Source organism: Spirosoma rhododendri (genome assembly GCF_012849055.1).
GTDB classification, from domain to species: Bacteria; Bacteroidota; Bacteroidia; order Cytophagales; family Spirosomataceae; genus Spirosoma; species Spirosoma rhododendri.
On the sequence record NZ_CP051677.1, the window covers coordinates 4170230 to 4188347 of the forward strand.

General features: G+C 57.9%; 16 protein-coding genes. 8 read left to right on the forward strand and 8 right to left on the reverse strand.

What is annotated here, in order from left to right; genetic code table 11:
* Positions 1–60: 60 nt before the first annotated feature.
* From HH216_RS17330 to pcaH, 6 genes are all read right to left on the reverse strand, one after another.
* Complete coding sequence (locus HH216_RS17330; protein ID WP_169551937.1) at positions 61–1266, reverse strand: 4-hydroxybenzoate 3-monooxygenase; 1206 nt, start codon at positions 1264–1266, stop codon at positions 61–63.
* Positions 1267–1281: 15 nt separating this feature from the next.
* Positions 1282–2421, reverse strand: coding sequence for a bifunctional 3-oxoadipate enol-lactonase/4-carboxymuconolactone decarboxylase PcaDC (pcaDC, locus tag HH216_RS27060; RefSeq protein WP_254448486.1), 1140 nt, complete (start codon positions 2419–2421; stop codon positions 1282–1284).
* A 205-nt stretch (positions 2422–2626) separates the two neighbouring features.
* Positions 2627–3373, reverse strand: coding sequence for a lyase family protein (locus HH216_RS17340; RefSeq protein ID WP_254448487.1), 747 nt, complete (start codon positions 3371–3373; stop codon positions 2627–2629).
* Entirely contained in the window at positions 3373–3711 is a 339-nt protein-coding gene (locus HH216_RS26115) for a hypothetical protein (RefSeq protein ID WP_254448488.1), read from the reverse strand. The genes HH216_RS17340 and HH216_RS26115 overlap by 1 nt, the downstream gene beginning before the upstream one ends.
* Positions 3712–3741: 30 nt before the next feature.
* Entirely contained in the window at positions 3742–4347 is a 606-nt protein-coding gene (pcaG, locus tag HH216_RS17345; protein WP_169551939.1) for a protocatechuate 3,4-dioxygenase subunit alpha, read from the reverse strand.
* Entirely contained in the window at positions 4347–5075 is a 729-nt protein-coding gene (gene pcaH, locus HH216_RS17350) for a protocatechuate 3,4-dioxygenase subunit beta (RefSeq protein WP_254448489.1), read from the reverse strand. The genes pcaG and pcaH overlap by 1 nt, the downstream gene beginning before the upstream one ends.
* A gap of 125 nt (positions 5076–5200) precedes the next feature.
* Here pcaH and HH216_RS17355 point away from each other — a divergent pair, with 125 nt between their 5' ends.
* Positions 5201–6202, forward strand: coding sequence for a helix-turn-helix domain-containing protein (locus HH216_RS17355; protein ID WP_169551940.1), 1002 nt, complete (start codon positions 5201–5203; stop codon positions 6200–6202).
* Here the strand turns inward: HH216_RS17355 and HH216_RS17360 are convergent.
* Positions 6174–6707, reverse strand: a complete 534-nt coding sequence (locus HH216_RS17360) for a DUF3237 domain-containing protein (protein WP_169551941.1) — start codon at positions 6705–6707, stop codon at positions 6174–6176. The genes HH216_RS17355 and HH216_RS17360 overlap by 29 nt on opposite strands.
* Positions 6708–6846: 139 nt before the next feature.
* Between HH216_RS17360 and HH216_RS17365 the strand changes: the two genes are divergently transcribed.
* The gene (locus tag HH216_RS17365) at positions 6847–7749 is read left to right on the forward strand and encodes a LysR family transcriptional regulator (protein ID WP_169551942.1); all 903 of its coding nucleotides are present in this window, start codon (positions 6847–6849) and stop codon (positions 7747–7749) included.
* Positions 7750–7764: 15 nt separating this feature from the next.
* On the opposite strand, the gene HH216_RS17370 is transcribed toward HH216_RS17365, so the two are convergent.
* Complete coding sequence (locus HH216_RS17370) at positions 7765–8190, reverse strand: hypothetical protein (RefSeq protein WP_169551943.1); 426 nt, start codon at positions 8188–8190, stop codon at positions 7765–7767.
* Positions 8191–8641: 451 nt separating this feature from the next.
* Here HH216_RS17370 and HH216_RS17375 point away from each other — a divergent pair, with 451 nt between their 5' ends.
* From HH216_RS17375 to HH216_RS17400, 6 genes are all read left to right on the forward strand, one after another.
* Positions 8642–9412: a crotonase/enoyl-CoA hydratase family protein gene (locus tag HH216_RS17375; protein ID WP_169551944.1), complete on the forward strand. Its 771-nt coding sequence runs from the start codon at positions 8642–8644 to the stop codon at positions 9410–9412.
* 2 nt (positions 9413–9414) lie between these two features.
* Positions 9415–11277: a feruloyl-CoA synthase gene (locus HH216_RS17380; protein ID WP_254448490.1), complete on the forward strand. Its 1863-nt coding sequence runs from the start codon at positions 9415–9417 to the stop codon at positions 11275–11277.
* 76 nt (positions 11278–11353) lie between these two features.
* Positions 11354–14188: a TonB-dependent receptor gene (locus tag HH216_RS17385; RefSeq protein ID WP_169551945.1), complete on the forward strand. Its 2835-nt coding sequence runs from the start codon at positions 11354–11356 to the stop codon at positions 14186–14188.
* A gap of 17 nt (positions 14189–14205) precedes the next feature.
* Positions 14206–15318: an alpha/beta hydrolase gene (locus HH216_RS17390; protein WP_169551946.1), complete on the forward strand. Its 1113-nt coding sequence runs from the start codon at positions 14206–14208 to the stop codon at positions 15316–15318.
* A 278-nt stretch (positions 15319–15596) separates the two neighbouring features.
* Positions 15597–16931, forward strand: coding sequence for an MFS transporter (locus tag HH216_RS17395; RefSeq protein ID WP_169551947.1), 1335 nt, complete (start codon positions 15597–15599; stop codon positions 16929–16931).
* Positions 16932–17104: 173 nt separating this feature from the next.
* Positions 17105–18109, forward strand: a complete 1005-nt coding sequence (locus HH216_RS17400) for a zinc-dependent alcohol dehydrogenase (RefSeq protein WP_254448491.1) — start codon at positions 17105–17107, stop codon at positions 18107–18109.
* The last annotated feature ends 9 nt before the right edge of the window (positions 18110–18118 follow it).

Sequence of the window (18118 nt, forward strand, 5' to 3'; positions counted from 1 at the left end):
AGAATGAAATCGGACCGCCGAAGCGGAGCGATGGCCTGCGTCAGCAACTCTTTCGCTCTTTCATTCTTTCACACTTTCGCTCTTTGAAACCGCCTTCTGCGCGCCCAGGCCGACGTAGTTTTCGGCGACGGTGGCAGCGGCTGATTCGCTGGTGATAAGTTGGTTGAATCGGGATGCCTGTAAGGCCTGATCGAAGGGAGATTTGTCGGGGTTGCGGTGCAGCATTTCGGTCATGAAATTGGAAAACTCCTGCACCCGCCATACCCGGCGCATACACCCCTCAGTGTAGGTCCGCAGCCCCTCGGCGTTGCCCGATTGGTACCAGTCGAGCAGGGCGTCGAAGAGGTAACCCGTGTCGGCAACGGCCATATTGAGACCCTTAGCACCTGTTGGCGGAACAATATGCGCCGAATCACCGGCTAGAAACAACCGTCCGTGCTGCATCGGTTCGCTGACGAAGCTCCGCATCGGTGTGATGGTTTTTTCGATGATTGGCCCCTCGTGCAGCGTCCAGCCTTCGGTGCCGAGCCGGATTTGCAACTCGGCCCAGATGCGCTCGTCGGGCCAGTCGGCCAGCGTATCGGTCGGGTCGCATTGCACGTACAGGCGCGACACCGTTGGCGACCGCATACTGTGCAGGGCGAAGCCGTTTTCGTGGTACGCGTAAATCAGTTCGTCGGTCGAGGGCGGGACGTTGGCCAGAATGCCCAGCCAGCTATACGGGTACACCTTGTCGTAAACGCCCTGAATTTCAGCCGGTATGGTCTTGCGGGCGATGCCGTGGAAACCGTCGCAACCCGCTATAAAGTCGCAGGTTAGCGTATGCGTTTCACCGTTGTGGGTAAACTGAATCGTGGGCTGATCGGTGTCAAGTCCGTCAAGCTGGGTAGCTTCGGCTTCGAAATAGAGGGGTAGGTCAGCCGCCAGCCGCAGGGCGATCAGGTCTTTGACCACCTCGGTCTGCGCATAGATCGTCACCCGTGAGCCGCCCGTCAGTTCGGCGAGGTCGATGCGGTGGCGTTTGCCGTTGAAACTAAGCATCACCCCGTCGTGAATCAGCCCTTCGCGGTCGAGCCGGTCAGTAGCGCCCGCCTGCCGCAGCCGGTCGACGGTGCCCTGTTCGAGCAGACCCGCCCGCTGCCGACTTTCGACGCGCTCGCGGGGCCGGTTTTCCAGCACCACCGACTCGATGCCGTGCTGATGCAGCAACTGCGCCAGCAGCAACCCCGCCGGTCCCGCACCAATGACTCCTACCTGTGTTTTCATGGTTTTCAAGCTATCCTACAGGTTTTTATGTTCCATCGCGATTACGTCCTGTGCCGCGTGAAAGGCAGCGTTGGCGGCTGGTAAACCGCAGTATAAGGCCGAATGCATGATGACTTCCTTGATTTCGTCGATGGTGACGCCGTTGTTGAACGCGGCCCGCACGTGCATTTTAAACTCGGCTTCGCGGTTCAGCGCGATCAGCATTCCCAGCGTAATCAGGCTGCGCGAATGACGCGGTAAACCGGGACGGGTCCAGATTTCGCCCCAGGCGTAGCGGGTGATAAAGTCCTGAAATTCGCCGTTGAAGTCGGTGATGCCAGTGGTGGCTCGGTCCACGTGCGCGTCGCCCAGCACCGCCCGACGAACGGCCATACCAGCGTCGTAAACAGACTGCTTTGGGGCTTCTGCAATCAGAAACGAACGGATCGCGTCGGTAAAAGCGTCGGGCGATTCGATAGCCGATACGTGGGCCGCCGACAGTTCGACAAGCTGCGCGCCGGGAATGTGTTGCTGCAAAAACTGCCCATCGGCAACGGTCGTAACCGGGTCGTGCGTACCGGCAATCACGAGGGTGGGTGCGCTGATTTGCCCGATTGTTTCCCGGAAATCAACGTCGCGGATGGCTTCGCAACAGGCCGCGTAGCCCGCAACGGTATTCCGAAGAAAGCTGTCGCGGAGTTGGGCCAGTTCGGCGGGATTCGCCTGTCGATAGTCGGGTGTCAGCCAGCGGTCGAGCACCCCGTCGACAATGGCCGGTAGCCCCACCTGACGCACCCGGTCGATGCGCTCATTCCAGGTCGTGTCGTTGCCGATTTTAGCCGCCGTGTTGCTCAGAATCAGTCTTTCGACACGCTCCGGGTGATTGATCGCCAGCCACTGCCCAATCAGTCCACCCATCGACAGACCGCAGAAAACGATTTTGTCGATAGCCAGTTTGTCGAGCAGGTTCAGCACATCCAGCCCCAGATCAGTGATGGTAAACGGTTCTGCCGAAACCGGTGTCTGCCCGTGGCCGCGTGTGTCGTAGCGCAGGATACGGAAATGGGGTAAGAGCCGGGGCACAACCTTGTCCCACATGATCAGGTCGGCACCGAGCGAGTTGGAGAAAACAAGCACTGGGCCGGTTTCTCCGTCGATTTGATAGTGTGTATTCACGGGTTTATGTGGCTGATGGAACCGCATCGGCGGACCGACAGATTCGTATGATTTTTAAGATCATAACTGATTTCTGTCATTCCGACGACAGGAGGGATCCGCTCCGGCGGCCCGGTTCGGTAAAAGCAGCTGAAATCGCCCATTCACGGAGATTCCTCCTGTCGTCGGAATGACAAAAAAACCTAATTCGGATAATGGTTTTCTATCATCCACCTCCCATATTCTTCTTCATTCGATCGACATCAACCTCCAACCCGGCGAACAACTCGTTGGCGTGGTGCAGATTAGCACCGGTCAGTCGGGCGAGTTGCCGGACAATGGGCCACTCGCTATGCCAGGCACCGGCGGCCCGTTCGTGCGGCTGAATCATGGCCCCGAGCATGGCCGATACTAGCCCTGGCGTCTGATGGGCAATCGACAGCATGAACGTAGCCGAAACGGGGTTGCGCTTGTGCGGCATTGACGACGATCCGCCTTTGCCTTCGGCGGCTCCTTCGCGCACCTCCCCAACTTCGGTCTGCATCAGCAGAATCACGTCGTTGGCCAGTTTGCCCAGCGACCCGTTCAGGATGCCGAGCGCAGTTGTCAGTTCGTTCAGGCGGTCGCGCTGGGTGTGCCAGGCGTGGTCAGTCGGTTGTAAATCGAGTTGTTGCGCCACGCGCTGCCGAATAGTTGCTACCTGTGCGCCAAACGACGTACCCGTTCCGACCGGCCCGCCCAACTGAAGCACCAGCCCTGAATCGGCCAGCCGTTGCAGCCGGTCGACGGAGCGGGTCAGCCCATCGAGCCAGCCCGTAAGCTTGTCGCCGAAGGTGATCGGCAGAGCGTGTTGCAGCAGGGTCCGGCCCATCATCGGCGTTTTGCCGTAGGTCTGAATCAGCACTGAAAGGCGGTCCGTCAGGGTCGTCAGGTCGGTTTGAAATTGACTGACGGCCCGGTGCAACTGCATCATTAGCACCGTGTCGAGTACGTCCTGACTGGTAGCCCCCGATGCACGTACCGCGCTGCTTCCGCGTCCGTCTCAGCCACCCGCGCCCGTAGCCGGTCGACAAACGGAATAGCCGGGTTGCCAGCCAGCGGGGTCTGCTGACGAATGTAGTCGATGTCGGCCCGCCAGTCCGTTTGGGCGCAAACATCGGTAATCGCCCGTGCCGCCGATGCCGGAATGTCGCCCACCTCGGCCTGCACCTGCGCCAGTGCCGATTCGAACGCGAGCATGTACCGCAGTTCGGTTTCGTCGTTCAGCAGGTCGTCCAGAAACGGCGTGGTAAAAAGTGCGTCGGCAAGCATACGTGCTACGTTCGCCCCAGCGGGGTCAGGTTAAAGATCAAAAAAAACCGTTTCGTCGGGTCCCTGCATGTGAATGTCGAAAACATATTCAGTTTCGTCGTTCACCGTGCGTTTACGGGCCAGCAGCGTCGCCCTACGGTCGGCGGGGATGGTCTGAAACAGTGGGTCTCGGTCGTTGGCTTCGGCTTCATCGTCGAAATACAGGCGCGTAAACAAGGTACGCAACGAGCCGCGCATCATCAGAATTACGTCGATGTGCGGGGCTGATGTTGCGTCGATGGCACCCGGCTTTAGCGTCGTAAACCGAAACTGACCGGGGGCCATCGTCCCCGTTCCCATGCGCCCGAAGCCGACGAATCCGCGCCGGTTGCTGGCGTTTGTGTTGGTATCTATGGATGTGGTGCGGTGATGCCCCTGCGGGTCGGCCTGCCACAGTTCCACGATAGCGTCGGGAATGGGCGCGCCCTGCCCGTCGTAGAGCGTACCCGTGATGTAAATGCGCGGTCCGGGTGCGTCGGGACCCACCAATGCTTCGTCGGTCAGGCTATCGTACGGGTAGTCGTACTGCTTGGCCGTCAGGCTGTAAGCAAAAAAAGGCCCCACGGTCTGGGAGGGCGTTTGGCGTAGTTGTTCCATTACTCGAAAGGGGTTGAGCGACGACCGTTCAGGACAATATCAAACTGGTAGGCCAGTGCAAATTCGGGTTCGGTCCAGTCTATGCGGAACGTCGCAACCATCAGTTCGCGGGCGTGCTGGGGCGTCGACTGGAAAATTGGGTCGTAGGCAAACAGCGGGTCGCCGGGGAAGTACATCTGCGTGATGAGCCGGTGCTCGAACTGAGGACCGATGACCGAAAAGTGGATGTGATTGGGTCGCCAGGCGTTGTAGTGGTTGCCCCACGGATAGGCCCCCGGCTTGATGGTATAGAACGAGTAGCTACCGTCGGCCCCGCTCAATACGCGCCCCCCGCCCAGAAAATTGGGATCGAGCGGGGCGTCGTGGATCTCGGCTTTGTGCACGTAACGACCCGCCGAATTGGCCTGCCAGATTTCGATGAGTACGTTGGGAAGCGGTCGTCCCCGGTCGTCCAGAACTCGGCCCATCACCTTGATGCGCTCGCCGATGGGTTCGCCGTTGATGCGGGCGTTGCGGGTCAAATCGTTGTCAAAGGGCCGCAGGGCCGACTCGCCAAAGGCGGGCATCGACCGGTCGCGGAGCAGTTCGGCCACCGGCATCAGCGGCTGAGTCGGCGACCGCAGCACCGACGATTTATAGGGCGGATACAGATGCGGAGGATGCACACCGGCCGGATCGGTCGGCGGCTGGGTGTCTGACATCGGGAGGGTACGCTCATCCAAATTCATGGCAAACGGGTTTATGTCGTCGGAACGTGGTTTGGCAAAACTACCCGATACCGGGCGTTTAGCCTTGACTTATACGTACAAATAATAGCACAATACAAACACGAAAATTTCCGTACTTCGCGACTGTGTCAAAAAAAGAGAATCAGTCGGGTCGGCAGACCGTCGTGAATTATGGGTTGTACGGGGAAAGCTACGAACCCCGGCTGCCCGGCTTTGTGCATAGCGAACTGCACGAAACGCGCTGTCAGCAGCACGGTTGGGTTATCCGGCCGCACATGCATACCAATCTGTTTCAGATCGTACTGATCGACAGCGGCAGTGCGGAGTTTACCCATCATACCGAAACGGCTCAACTCACCGAACCCTGCCTGATTACGGTGCCCGCCGACGTGCTGCATGGGTACCTGTTTAGTCAGGACGTAAAGGGATTAATCATTTCGCTGTCAGACGAGTACGTTGGAAAGTTATTTCCCGAATCGCCGGGCGTACTGCTCGAACTCAGCCGGATGCACCTGATTCGTCAGTCTACTGATCCGGCTGCGTTCCGGCAATTGTCTGAACTGGCGTGGCAAATTCACACCGAACTCTACGCCGACCGCCCCGAGCGTGGGCTGGCCCTGCAATCGTATATCGGGCTGCTGCTCATTGCGGTGTACCGGCTGGGGGAGCAGCGGTTGCAGGACGAATTGGCCGTTGACAATCGTAACGTGCGGTATTTCAGGCAGTTTCAACAACTGCTGAAAGAAAATCGAACGGCAGATGTGCCAATTAATCCACTGTCTATCAGCGCATATGCCCGACGGCTGGGCATCACCTCCGTTCACCTGAACCGGGTGTGCCGGTCGGTGGCGGGGTTGTCGACCCTGCAACTGATACAGGATGAACTACTGCTGGAAGCGAAGCGGTACCTGCATCATTCGTCGTACTCGATTGCCGAAATCGCTTACCTGCTTCAGTTTGAGGATGCCAGCTATTTCTCGCGGCTGTTCCGTAAAAAGACGGGCCTTTCCCCGAAGCAGTTTCGCGAACAGCAGCGCACTACATCCCCGGCAGGTATCGATGGAGAATCAGACAAAACAAACATCGACAAGTCGAGTATCACAGAACTTGCCAGACTTGAATCGTGACGCCTTTCGGAGCGCGGATGCCTTTCGAGATAAACAGGGCGCGGTTTAGCCAGTCGTATTTGCCGGGTGGGGCTTCGAACGAGGGCGCGGCCCGAAAATAGTACTCGCGAGGGTCGACGGATTCGCCGTTGGCAATGCGCTGAGCTGTTTCGGGCGTTGCCGAACGCATACCCCGGTTGTTGATGTAAATCAGTGTGCCATCGTCGGTTTTCAGCGTGTAAAGTGCGTTTAGTTCGGCTACACCGTTGGGGTGAACAAGCTGCCAGTCGGCCCCGCCGTTGACGATGGTGCCTTTGAGCTTGGGGCCGCTGAATGTCCCGCCCGTAATCGGGATAATCCGGCGGGTGCCGTGCATCGTCTCGCCAACGACAAGCGCGGGGTCGACAGTGACCTGTAGTTCGTAGATAAATTCCAGCCCCGGCGCAGTGGGCGTGGTCTGCGCGAATGTGCCGGTGGTAAGGAGGGCGCAACTGATTAGCAGGAGCAATAACAAACGGAGGTGCATAGCGGTAGGAATGAGTCAATGCAAAAAGACAAGAATATAACTGAAAAGTCTAATTCGTATTTCCTGTACCTTTATAAGCAAATCTTATCGGCACAGTTGCCCATAAGCCGATCTTTCCGCCAGCCCTACCTGACTACCTATGGAACTTCGCCAGCTCAAATACTTTGTGGGGGTCGCTGATGAACTGCATTACGGGCGTGCCGCTCAGAAACTGTTCATCTCGCAACCCGCACTGAGTCAGCAGATTAAATTGCTGGAAGGGGAGCTGGGTGTTGAGCTGTTCGTGGGTTTACGGCGGACACAGGCCCGGCGCGTCGAACTGACCGAAGCGGGGGCGGTGCTGCTGGCCGAAGCCCGGCAGATTCTTGAACTGAGTCGGCAGGCTATCGAAAAAACGCGGCAGGTCGGGCTAAATCAGACCGTCGTAACGCTGGGTGTGTTTAAACTGATTTTGCCGGAACGTATCCTGCGAATGCTCGATTTGTTTGCCAGCCACTTCCCCAATATCGACGTGCAACTGGTTGAACTGAGCAACACGCTTCAGGTGCAGGAACAGGTTGCCAGCGGAAAAATTGACATGGGGCTGACGGTGCTGCCGTTGCTCAAACCCGGCCTGACGGTGCACCAGTATGCTGAAGCCGAATACAGTATCCTGATGAGCCGCCAGCACCGGCTTGCCGACCAGCCGACGGTGCGTATCGACCAGTTTCAGGCCGATAAATGGATTGACCACGGACGGGATTTCGGCTTGTTTTTCGGGCAACTGGAAGATGTCTGTCGGCAGGTGGGGGTCGAGCGCGAACGCAATATCGTGCAGGTCGTACCTTCGTTTGATCTGCTTAAAAGTCTGGTCAGCATGGGCCGGGGCGTCGCCTTCACCCCGGCAACGCTCAACCTGTCACAGGAGCCGAATCTGGTGGCTAAACCTATCGTCAACGCCGACGGTAGCCCCTTCCGGCAGGTCATCATCCAACACGTACTAATACACTGCACCGACCGACCAACGCCCCTTGTGCAGGCCCTCGCCGGACTGATTGGCTAGCCGAAAATTGACTCTTTACGCAGCTCGGTAACGCTGATTCTTTATCAGTTTCAGGTTATTCAGTTCCCTGATAACCACCACGTTATCGGAGGGTACGATACGCCGGTCAATCCAGTTTTGTACACGCGATGGTTTGAAGTCATACAGTCGGCAATAATCAGCCAGCGTCACCCAGTCGCCGAAAACGTACTCTTTGCCTTCGTAGGTAACTTTTCCTCGCTGACTGAGGATCAACTCCGCTTTTTCGACCAGCGCATCCAACGTTTCGATGCGTTCCTGTAGCTGTGGACGCATGGCTTCCTGCATAAACTGGCGCACGCTCTTCTGTTCATCGGCCGGGAGCGTTTTTAAGTAATCCTGATAGTCCTGAATCAGGGTCGAACGTTGTTCAGGCGATGTTTCCTGCCGAAACCGGTCCAGATAATAAGCTGCTTTTTCCATACGACGAGTAATTAGCTTTTGAGTATTTTTTTCATATTGTTAAGTGCCAGTCCATTTACCCCCCAGCCCCCTGAAGGGGGAGCGGTTCATTTGCGGAATGCTCCCCCTTCAGGGGGCTGGGGGGTAAATGGACCGAAAGAAATTTGGTAGCAGCCAAGACCGAGTCAAGAACTTAACGGTCCTGCGCTGAAGGTGGGATCTCATAGTGTATATTGTCAAAGTGCAGATGTATTGAGAAACCCGCTTTATCAGTCCGGTTCTGTCGTCGGGGTGACAAATTAGTATAAACTCTCTTACTAATAATGCCTCATCTGTAGTTGCCCATTCTTCTAAATCCGGGCGCTTCAATAAGTAAAACTTATTAGACTATTCAAAAACCGTATTGGACTATCCGGATAGTTAATTAGACTTTTACGACGTCGTCGGTTTCCTAAACCCGATGAAACGTCGTATGCTTCCCGCAACTATTCATACCGAAATACGGGATAATATCCTGATTGTCAAACTAAACAGGCCTGAAAAACGGAACGCCCTGAACGATGAAACCGTGCTCGGCATTGAGCAGGTGTTTTCCGACATTCCGGCGGGTATCGGCTGCGCCATTATCTATGGCGAAGGCGATCATTTCAGCGCCGGACTCGACTTGTCGGCTCTAACCGAGCGCGACGCCGTGCAGGGGCTGCACCATTCCAGAATGTGGCACCGCGCTCTCGACCGGGTGCAGTTTGGTACCGTTCCCGTCATAGCGGTGCTGCACGGGGCCTGCGTGGGCGGGGGGCTTGAGCTGGCGAGCGCCTGCCACATTCGCGTGGCCGAAACCAGCACCTTCTACGCCTTACCCGAAGGGCAGCGCGGCATTTTTGTCGGGGGCGGGGCCTCGGTGCGGGTACCCAAACTCATCGGTATGGCCCGCATGACCGACATGATGCTGACCGGGCGTGTGTACCGGGCCGACGAAGGCGAACGCATCGGCCTGTCGCAATACGTGGTGGAGGCCGGGCAGGGGCTGGAACACGCCCTCACGCTGGCGAAGAAAATAGCGTGGAACGCGGGCATGACCAACTACGCCCTGATGCACGTACTGCCCCGCATCGTGGATTCGGGCCAGACGGAAGGGCTGCTCATCGAATCGCTGATGGCGGCTATTGCCCAGCAGGCTCCCGAAGCGAAAGCCCGTTTGCACGATTTTCTGGCCGGAAGAACCCCGAAAGTAGGTCAATAGCCATGCACACCAACGCCACACCCACCAACTACAAAACGGCTCCGTTCCGGTCTGTCGGGATGCATCAGCCGCACGTCTACGCGCAGCAGCGGCCCGACGGGTCGGTACTACTTCGCACCGACGAACCCCTCGCTGAACGGCCCTACCGACTGACCGCCCGACTACCACACTGGGCCGCAGAAACCCCCGACCGGGTGTTTATCGGGCAGCGTGAAAAAGCCCCCGTCGGGCAAGTAGGCCCCTGGAAAACGCTGACCTACGCTCAAACCTACGGGCAGGTGCTCCGGCTGGCGGGCTGGCTGCTCACCACTGATGCATCACCCGAACGACCGGTGGTGATTCTGTCGGAGAATAGCATCGAACACGCCCTGCTGTGCCTGGCTGCGCTGCACGTGGGCTTGCCCGTTTCGGTGATTTCGCCCGCCTACGCCCTGCGGTCGACGGATTTCGACAAGCTGCGGCACGTGCTGAACCTGCTGACACCGGGTGTGCTGTTTGCGCAGGATGGAGCCGCCTATGCCGATGCGCTGCACGCCCTGGCGGGCAACACCACCGTGCTGAGTGTTGTGAACGCACCCGACCTGCCCGGCAGTATCGGCTGGGAAGCCGTGATGACGACCGCGCCCGTTGCTGATGCCGACGCGGTTAAGCAGGCGCATGAGCAGATTCGACCCGAAACCATTGCCAAAATCCTGTTTACGTCGGGGTCTACGGGCTTGCCGAAGGGGGTTATCAACACCCACGACAACGTCAGCACCAATTGGCAGCAGATTACCCAGACGTTTCCGTTCATGGAAAACGGCGGGCTGATGATGATTGACTGGCTGCCGTGGAACCACACCTTTGGCGGCAATCATAACCTGGGACTCACGCTATTCAACGGGGGAACGCTCTACATCGACGAGGGCAACCCAACGCCGGCCGGTCTCGCCATAACCGTGGCAAACCTGCGCGAGTGCCGCCCCACGATGTACTGCAACGTACCGAAAGGGTTTGCCGACCTGATTCCGTACCTGCGTAGTGATGGCGCATTGGCCGAAACCTTTTTCAGCAACCTGAAACTGCTGTTTTATGCCGGGGCCGGTATGCCGCAGCACGTCTGGGACGCGCTGGAAGACGTTGCGGTGGCCACCACCGGCGAAAAAATTGTCATTACCACCGGACTTGGCTGCACCGAATCCAGCCCTTCAGCCCTGTTTGCCTCCCGGCCGGGCGGGTTTGCGGGGTTGTTGGGCGTACCGGTGCGGGCGTTTGACCTGAAACTGATTCCCAACGGCGGCAAGCTGGAAGTGCGCTACCGGGGCCGCAATGTGATGCCCGGCTACTGGCGCAACCCCAATGCTACGGCCAACGCATTCGACGAAGAAGGGTTCTACTGCACCGGCGACGCGCTCCGTTTCGTTGACCCCAACGACCCCAACGAGGGCATGGTGTTCGACGGGCGCATTGCCGAAGATTTCAAGCTGAACACCGGCACGTGGGTAAGTGTGGGGGCGTTGCGGGCCAGGCTCATCGAAGCGGGGCAGGGGCTGTTTACCGATGCCGTTATTACGGGTCACGACCAGGGGTTTATCGGGGCTATCCTGTTTCCCGACCTCAACCATTGCCGCAAACACTACGCACTCGATAGTCTGACAATGAGCGAGATAGCGATATATCCCCCGCTCCTTGACGCGCTCGATACCGTGCTGACGGCCTTCGCCAAGAGCAACACGGGCGGTAGTGCGAGTCAGGTCAGGAAAGCGGTGTTCGCTCCCTTTCTGCCCTCGCCCGAACGGGGCGAAATCACCGACAAGGGCAGTATTAATCAGCGGGCTGTTCTGGCCAATCACCCGGAATTGCTGGCGCAGATTTACCCGGTCTGACAAAGCCCCGGACCACGCGTCCCGGACTGCGCATCCCCACCTTTTTCCCATTCCTAATTCCTTAACCGTAGCAGTGATGAAGACAAATGTACTCTTGCTTGCGCTGAGCCTGACGCTGGGTGTTCCGGCGGTTCGGGCTACCCCTGTGCCGTCGTTCTATCGGGCCGAGCAGACCGTAACGGGTCTGGTGCAGGATAATGCCGGTTCGCCCATTGCCGGGGCCAATGTGCTGCTGAAAGGCAGTACCAAAGGGTCGCAAACCGACGCGAAAGGGCAGTTCAGTATCACGGTGCCCGACGCGAAGGCGGTGCTTGTGTTTTCGTTCGTGGGCTACGCTCCGCAGGAAATAGCAGTGGGTAACCGGTCGGTAATCAACGTCACGATGGTAGCGGTCAACAAGTCGCTTGATGAGGTGGTCGTTACGGGGGTGTTCGACCCGCGTACCCGGCTCGAAACATCGACCTCGGTCAGCATTTTGAAAACGAAGGATGTGGAGCGGATGGCGGCAACGAGCGCGGCCGATTACCTGAAAAACGTGCCGGGGGTGTTCGTCAATGCGGGGCGGGGTGAAATTGCCAATCAGCTTACAACCAGAGGCTTGACGCTTTACCCGAATGCGTATTCGTACAACTACGTATCGATGCAGGAAGATGGCCTGCCGGTAACGAATATCAACTACGCGACCGACTACTATATCCGCCCTGACGCGACGACGGCCCGGATCGAGGTACTGCGGGGTGGGTCGGCGGCCGTGACGGGGCCGAATGCACCGGGGGGTATCTTCAACTACATTTCCAAAACTGGTGGTGAGGTGATGGGGGGTGAAGTGCGGGCGAAAGTGGGGCTGGAAGGCGACGGACGAAACCCGTACTACCGCGCCGATTTTGACCTCGGCGGGCCACTGAACAAGGATAAAAGCCTGCGCTTTAACCTGGGTGGTTTCTACCGCTACGCCAACGGTGCGCGCTACCCCGGCTACCCCGCCAACAACGGGGGGCAGGTGAAGCTGAACCTGACGAAAACGTACAAAAACGGCACGATAAAACTGTACGGTAAATTCCTCGACGACCGCAACCTGCAATATTCCTTTATGCCGACGCAGGGCTGGGCGGAACAGGCACTACCTGCCGGTTTCAATTACACCGACTCCTACGATATGCCGTCGATTCAGATGCAATTGCCTCGCAACGGGCAGACGGTCGATTTCGATTCGCGCAACAAATACCACTCGACCGAGCAGAGCATTGGCCTGAACTGGATGCACGAACTGGGCAACGGTTTCTCGCTGGCCCTCAACACCAAGTATTCCAATAAGGATATGCTTCAGCAGGGGTCGCAGATTGTGTCGCCGTTTATTCCGACCACAAACATTTTCTATATCCTGCCGGGGCTGGCGGGGCGGTTCGGGACCTACACCTTCACCGACCTCGCCACGGGGCAGCAGTTGGGCACGTTTACGCGCCTGCCGGGTCAGCCAATCGTGGCGGGCGACAAAAACAATTTTCCCGGTGTCAACAATCAGGTGCTGTTTATGCCCGCATTCATGACCCGCCGGGCGGCTAAAGAAAGCATGAGTCAGGCCAGCGTATCGAAGCAGCTCAAAACCATGCGGTTTACGGCGGGGATGTACTACGGCACCACCACCCAAACCAGTGATGGGCAGGGCACCGGCTCCGGCCCCGGTGCGGCCACCATTCAGGACCGCCCCCACATGATTGGCATCAGTCTGGCCGCGACCGACGGTAAGACGTATCAGGTGACCAATCCGCAGGGGTTCATGAAACTCGATGAGGGCGGGCAGAATACCAGCTACGTCGATCAGACGGTGACTTCGGTCTTCTTCGGCCACGACTGGCAGATTATTCCCAAGCTCAATTTCGACTGGGGGCTGCGCTACGAAATGGTGAGCAATAGGGGCTGGAACGCCACCACTATACCGACCAACACGGCCGACGCCGTTACGTTCGGCGGCTTCGACAACAACCCGCTGACGCTGTACGACAACTTCGGCGGGGTACCGGCCACACCGATCAATTACAATATCCAGTCGCGCTATATGTCGTATTCGTTCGGGCTGAACTATCGCCTGGGCGAGTCGCAGTCAGTCTATGCGCGGGTATCGCGGGGGGGCAAATCGCCGGACGTAAACACGCTGTACACGCTGACTTCGCAGTTTCTGGTCGATAACAACACCGGCAACACGCTGTTGCAGAACGTCGACCAGTACGAGTTTGGCTACAAATACACCAGTGAGCGGTTCAAGCTGTTCGTGACGCCGTTCGTGAGCCGCCTGACCAATGTGATCACCGTCAACAATTTCCGCAACGTCGACAATACCTCGTATGTGCCGCCCCTTCAGCATAACTCGTTCATCACGAAAGGGGTAGAGATAGAGGGTGACGTGGCTTTGACGAAACGGATCTCGGTGCGGGCATCGGCGCTGTTCCAGAACTCGGTGGCCGATCAGTACAAAACCTGGGTAGCCAACGCCAACGGCCCGCAGGACGACGTACTACTCGACTTTTCGGGCAACAAAACGGGGGGCGTACCGCCGGTCATGTATAGCCTGTCGCCCCGGTACACAACGAACAAGTTTTTCGCCATCCTGAATTTTAACTACGTATCAGATCGTCCCGCCAACACGCCCAACGGCTTCATGATGAAAGGGTACTCCAATACTGATGTGTCGATGGGTTATCAGGTTAGTAGCAAGCTGGGTCTTCAACTGAATGTCAATAACTTGTTCAGCCAGTATGGGCTGCTGGAGTGGCTGGGGTCGGGCGGCTTTCCAGCCAACCTGAACCGCGACCGAATTACGCCCGACTACGTAAAAGCTAATCCCAACGACGTGTTTTCTGGCCTGCGGAATATGCCGAGAGCCTATTACCTCACCGCCACCTACCGTTTCTGAGCCGTCTGTTTATCGCTATGAAAAAACTACTGATTTGTTGCTTGTTGAGCATGTCGGCCCTGGGCCAGAACGTGGCAAAGGTTGATTCGGGGGCCATCAACGGTGCCGCCTACCGCATCTTTTTTCCCGCCAACTGGAAGGGGAAACTGGTGATGTATGCCCACGGATACGAGTTTATGGGTTCCCCGCTGCAAAGCAAAAACCCGGCGTTTGCCAAACGCATGGCTCCCTTTCTCGACCGGGGGTTTGCTGTGGCCGCGTCCGATTACCAGTATCAGGGGTTTGCGCTGCCGCAGGGAGTCGATGACACGGAAACGCTGCGTACCTATTTTGTGAAAAAGTACGGCAAACCCGACACCACGTTTATGGTGGGCCATTCGATGGGCGGGGGGATTACGCTGGCGACTCTGGAAAATTTCGGCCAGAACTACGTGGGTGGGTTGCCCATGTGCCCGCTGTCGAGCCGCCCGTATTTGCAGTGCCGCAAAGAGTTCGACCTCTACGCAACCTTCAACGGTCTGTTTCCCGGTATCGCCACCCCGCTAGCCGACATTTTCGATTTGTCGAAGCCGTACAAGGCGCAGAACGCCCGCACCATGCCCGAGAAATCGAAAGCCATTCGCACGGCCATACTGGCTAAAGATTCGGTGCTGGCGGTGGCTTTCGCCCGGCGCTACGACCTGAAACTCGACGACCTGCCGATGTCGCTGTTTTTCAACGAAAACGTGCTCCGCGACATCGCCCAGAAAGAAGGCGGCAATCCTTTCGACAACACAAACACGCTCTACAGCGGTTTCCCGAACGACTTGGAGGTGAACCAGAAAGCCGAACGGCTACCCGCCACGGCTGACCCCGACAAGATTTTCAAAAAGTATGACCGGACGGGGAAAATCGACAAGCCAACGGTGCTCATGCACACCGTGTATGACCAGTTGATTCCGGCCCGGTATGCTGTCGATAATTTCGAGAACATGGTGCATCAGCAGGGCCGCGACCAGTATTTCACAGTGCGCTACACCAACGGGCAGGGCCACTGTAATTTCACCCCCGAACAAACCGGTGCTGCCTTCGACGCGCTGCGGGCGTGGGTGAAAACGGGCAAAAAAGCGAAAGCTGGCTACCTTGAATAGTGAAACTTTTTGCCCCCGGCCCCGACCCGTCGGACCGTCCTGAGAGGTTGTTTGGGGAATGAGTTTTGTCATCCCGACGACAGGAGGGATTTTCGGTAGTAGGCGGTTTTATTTGCTCCTAGCGAAGATCCCTCCTGTCGTCGGGATGACAAAAAAGACCATTTTGCCGCGGTCAAAGATTCCCCAGACAATCTCTCAAGGGGGAGTGGTTCATTTGCGGAAAGCTCCCCTTCAGAGGTTGTTTGGGGGTAAAATTCCTGAGTTAAAAACATAAGTAAATGGCAGCACCTGCGCTCGACATACAGACATCATCGCCCATCGACCTGTCGCACCGGCCCATGTCGGCGTTTCAGTGGCTGATGGTTGCTATCTGCTTCATTCTGAACTTCAACGACGGTATCGACGTGCTCATCGTATCGTTTTCGAGCACGGCCATTATCGCGGAGTGGGGGCTGTCGAAGGTGGAGATGGGGTACGTGTTCAGCGCGGGGCTGGCCGGCATGACGCTGGGCTGTTTCCTGATTGCCCCCCTTGCCGACCGCCGGGGCCGACGAGCAATTTTTCTGGTGTCGGTGGGTGTGATTGCGCTTGGGATGCTGGGGGTGGGGCTATGCCATAACTACGGGCTGCTGCTGGCGCTGCGCTTCCTGACGGGGCTGGGCATCGGTGGAATCCTGCCGACGATGGCGGCTACAGCGGCTGAGTTCTCTAACCAGAAATACCGCGACATCAACGTGGGGCTGGTGCAGGCGGGCTGGCCGATCGGTGCTATCCTGACGGGCCTCTTCTGTGCCAACTACATCCCGGTCTATGGCTGGCATAGTGCCTTTCTGGTGGCGGGTGGCCTTGCGGTGGTGATGTGGCTGCTCGTGCTATTTTTCATGACCGACTCACTTGACTTTATGCTCAATCAGCGAACCGCCAGTGGGCAATCGGCGAGAACGCTGACGGCCGTGAACCGGCTTCTGGCCCGCATGAACGCCGACCCAATCGCTGCGTTGCCAACCGTTCAGCGGGATGCTCCGCAGCCGGGGCTACCGGCTCTGCTGGGAACGACCTACAAACGAAATACGCTGACGGTGTGGGTGGGGGCTTTTTTCGGGTTTATGACGCTCTACACGCTCATGAGCTGGGTGCCAACCATTGCGAAAGACGCGGGCCTGCCGTTTGCGCTGGCTACTGGCGTGGGCATCATGCTGAACGTTGGGGCTGCGCTGGGGTCGGCTTCCATCGGTGCCTTCGGGAGTCGGTTCGGGCTGCGCCAAAGTGTCCTGACATTTATGCTGGTGGCTTTTGCGGTGATGCAGGTCTACGCATTCACCCCGCTGACGCCCACCCTGATTTTCGGGCTGGTGCTGCTGATTGGCTTCTTCGTGCAGGGTGGTTTCAACGGTATCTGGCCCACGCTGTCGCGGCTGTACCCGGCGGGTATCCGGGCGACGGGCGTGGGTTATACGGTTGGTATCGGGCGGCTGGGGGCCATTCTGGGTCCGCTGCTGTTCGGCTACCTCTCCGACGGTGGGGTCAGCATTCAGACCCTGTTTGTGCTGTTTTCTCTGCCACTGCTCGTAATGGGGTGCTGCATCTGGTCGCTCCGCTCCGGGCAACTGTGATGGATTTGGGGATATGGTTGCGCTGATAGAGGAGTGCATCAGTCTACCTACCCCCCGTCCCCCTGAAGGGGGTGAGGACTCGGTATGTAGCATGTCCTGTAAAGTGTAAGTCCTCACCCCCTTCAGGGGGACGGGGGGTAAGATAAACAGGCGTAAAAAACCTTATCAACGGTATGATGAACGCATTTTTTCTGGAAAAACCGCAGCAGCTATCGGCCCGCAACATACCCGTGCCGGAGCCGGGGCGGGGTGAGGTGCGGGTCAAGCTGGCGCAGGTGGGGGTCTGCGGCTCCGACGTACACGTGTTTCTGGGGCACCGGCCCCTCAGCCGCCCAACGGTTATTGGGCACGAAGGCTATGGATTTATCGATAAGCTGGGCGCAGCCGTCACAAACCGAACTATCGGCGAACGGGTAGTTATTGAACCCAACATTCCGTGCATGAACTGTCGGTTTTGCTTCACTGGGAAAGGACACATCTGCCCCAACAAGCGGGTAATTGGCCTGACCGAAAACGGTTGCTTTGCCGAATATGTCTGCCTGCCATCAGCGTTCTGCTGGGCCATTCCCGACGAAATCGACGCGGCCAATGCGGTCTGTATCGAGCCAACGGCGGTAAGCGTTCACGCTCTGTTTTTGTCGTCGGCCCGGCCGGGCGATACCATCGCGGTGGTGGGGCTGGGGGCTATCGGACTGTTGCTCACGCACCTTGCGCTGCGGCTGGGCTATCGGGTGCTCGTCAGCGAAATCAGCGAGTCGAAATTGCAAAAGGCTGTGAATGAGGGGGCTATTGCCGCACAGGGCGACGCCCCAACGCTGAACGCCATCTGGGAAGCTCACGAGGTAGCGGCTGTCTTCGAATGTGCGGGGTCGGCCGGGGCCGTGTCGCTGGTAGCCGGGGCGGCACCGCGCGGGTCGGAAATTGTGCTGTTGGGCCTGTCGGAAAAGCACGCGCAGTTTACGCCCCTCAAAATTGCCCGCGAAGGCATTACCATCGTTCCGTCGCTTATCTATCAGCACCCGACTGACTTCCGCCGAACCATCGAACTCATTCGCCGACAGCAGATTACACCCGCCACCATCATCTCCGGCTACTACCCGTTGAACGACATTCAGGCTGCGTTTGAGCGAGCCGCGACGGGCGAGGAAAGTAAGCTGATTATCGACCTGACCGCCTGACGCATCGTA

Coding starts and splice junctions, on each gene's coding strand:
- HH216_RS17330 (WP_169551937.1), bottom strand. CDS start 1,266: ATGAAAACACAGGTAGGAGTCATTGGTGCGGGACCGGCGGGGTTGCTG.
- HH216_RS17340 (WP_254448487.1), bottom strand. CDS start 3,373: ATGATGCAGTTGCACCGGGCCGTCAGTCAATTTCAAACCGACCTGACG.
- HH216_RS26115 (WP_254448488.1), bottom strand. CDS start 3,711: ATGCTTGCCGACGCACTTTTTACCACGCCGTTTCTGGACGACCTGCTG.
- pcaG (WP_169551939.1), bottom strand. CDS start 4,347: ATGGAACAACTACGCCAAACGCCCTCCCAGACCGTGGGGCCTTTTTTT.
- pcaH (WP_254448489.1), bottom strand. CDS start 5,075: ATGAATTTGGATGAGCGTACCCTCCCGATGTCAGACACCCAGCCGCCG.
- HH216_RS17360 (WP_169551941.1), bottom strand. CDS start 6,707: ATGCACCTCCGTTTGTTATTGCTCCTGCTAATCAGTTGCGCCCTCCTT.
- HH216_RS17365 (WP_169551942.1), top strand. CDS start 6,847: ATGGAACTTCGCCAGCTCAAATACTTTGTGGGGGTCGCTGATGAACTG.
- HH216_RS17370 (WP_169551943.1), bottom strand. CDS start 8,190: ATGGAAAAAGCAGCTTATTATCTGGACCGGTTTCGGCAGGAAACATCG.
- HH216_RS17375 (WP_169551944.1), top strand. CDS start 8,642: ATGCTTCCCGCAACTATTCATACCGAAATACGGGATAATATCCTGATT.
- HH216_RS17380 (WP_254448490.1), top strand. CDS start 9,415: ATGCACACCAACGCCACACCCACCAACTACAAAACGGCTCCGTTCCGG.
- HH216_RS17385 (WP_169551945.1), top strand. CDS start 11,354: ATGAAGACAAATGTACTCTTGCTTGCGCTGAGCCTGACGCTGGGTGTT.
- HH216_RS17390 (WP_169551946.1), top strand. CDS start 14,206: ATGAAAAAACTACTGATTTGTTGCTTGTTGAGCATGTCGGCCCTGGGC.
- HH216_RS17395 (WP_169551947.1), top strand. CDS start 15,597: ATGGCAGCACCTGCGCTCGACATACAGACATCATCGCCCATCGACCTG.
- HH216_RS17400 (WP_254448491.1), top strand. CDS start 17,105: ATGATGAACGCATTTTTTCTGGAAAAACCGCAGCAGCTATCGGCCCGC.